The 1,497-nt window shown below is 26.5% G+C and carries 1 protein-coding gene and 1 pseudogene; both read right to left on the reverse strand.

Going from position 1 to position 1,497, the window contains the following annotated elements:
- Positions 1–870 (reverse strand): annotated as a pseudogene (locus HGPT_RS10625) (NgoPII family restriction endonuclease); the annotation flags it as partial.
- Positions 871–989: 119 nt separating this feature from the next.
- A complete protein-coding gene (locus HGPT_RS07880; protein WP_019139301.1) occupies positions 990–1,241 on the reverse strand; it encodes a hypothetical protein in 252 nt (83 codons plus the stop codon).
- Positions 1,242–1,497 lie beyond the last annotated feature (256 nt).

The raw sequence follows: 1,497 nt of genomic DNA on the forward strand, positions 1-1,497 counted from the left end.
ACTCAATCTTTTCACCATTTCTTTTATAAGTAATTAAATAAACATCTTTTAATTCTGCTGGATTATCTGGATTTTTGATTTTTTCTTTAGAAAACCCTGCGTTTTCTGTATTCCTTATTAAACTTTCTAATTCAGAAGTGTTTTCCATCTCTTTCCACTTTTTCTCATTGATAATCGCCATAAAATTAAAATCAAAATTATAATCTCTGCTGTAAATATATTCAAAAGCTTTAAAAGGATTTTCTATTCCCCACATACCTCTTATTCTTAAATAAGTTATACCCAAAGGATCAACTCTATTTACTCTACCCAATTCTTTTGTTTCACAAAATTCTACATCAGGTATAGTAATGATTCCTTCTTCAATTTTTGTTTTATTTTTTCGTATATTTCTTTGCTTGCACAATAGTCTTCACCATAAACAAAAGCTAAAGATTCCAAGGTTTTTTTATCTTTTCCAACAACACCTACTGTATATATGATATCTTTTTCTTTCCAATCTTCACATTCTCTACAGTTTTTTGTAATCATAAGACTATCTGCAAAAAGCTTATGTTTTGGATATGATGAATTTAGAGCCAGAGAAGATCCTTTGCTTTCTATTTTTTTTACTTCTACTGCATCTCCATTTCTTAACATAAAATCTGGAGGATTATTTTGATTTCCTGAATAAGAAAAAATTTCACTGTGTTTTGCAATCCTCTTCTGTAAATCTTTTTCTTCTATAGTTTCAGCAAATAAATCTTTTATGTATTCTTCAAGTGCTTCCCCCATATTATTCGCTCTATTTCTAACATAATCGCTTTTAGAATTTAATTGTATAACAGGATTTTTTATTAAATTTATTATAGCATCAATAACATTTGCCATAATATCCTCCTTTCACTTAAAACACATTCGATAAAATCTAAAAATATTATATCAAATATAAAAAAAATAAGTCTACAAATAGACTTATTAAAGAGAATATTGCATTTTAAATTTTTGCATTAATCTTCATTTATTGAAACTTCCAAATCTATTGGCATAAACTTTAAACTAATTCCCATTTCATCTTTAACTGATTTCTGGAATAATTCTGCTATATCATAAACAGACATATCATAAATTTTATCATACCATTCATTATCCTCATCATAAAAATAAGTACAAATAGCTTCAATATAATTTTTATCATCAACAGTTAATTTTTTATCGCTTTCTAATAAAAACTGTTCACCATTTACATTTAAAATAACCATAAATATACCTCCAACTCCAAATATGAAAATATTATATCTTAAAATATAAATTAAATCAGCATTTATATTTTAAGAAAAAGCCTATTTCTAGGCTTAATCTTAAAATGGAATATTGTCACTATCCATTGGGAAAAATCCTTCATCTGAAAACTGTTCATCATAAGTTGGTGCATTATTTACTGGTGCATTTTGACCTTGGTTATTGTTTTGGTTCCCTTGGTCGCTATTTTTTCTTGTATCTAAGAATTGAACATTG

Origin of the sequence: Peptoniphilus timonensis JC401 (assembly GCF_000312025.1) — a bacterium.
GTDB classification, from domain to species: domain Bacteria; phylum Bacillota; class Clostridia; order Tissierellales; family Peptoniphilaceae; genus Peptoniphilus_A; species Peptoniphilus_A timonensis.

Excerpts from the sequence above, each read along its gene's own strand:
- HGPT_RS07880 (WP_019139301.1), bottom strand. The coding sequence starts at position 1,241 with ATGGTTATTTTAAATGTAAATGGTGAACAGTTTTTATTAGAAAGCGAT.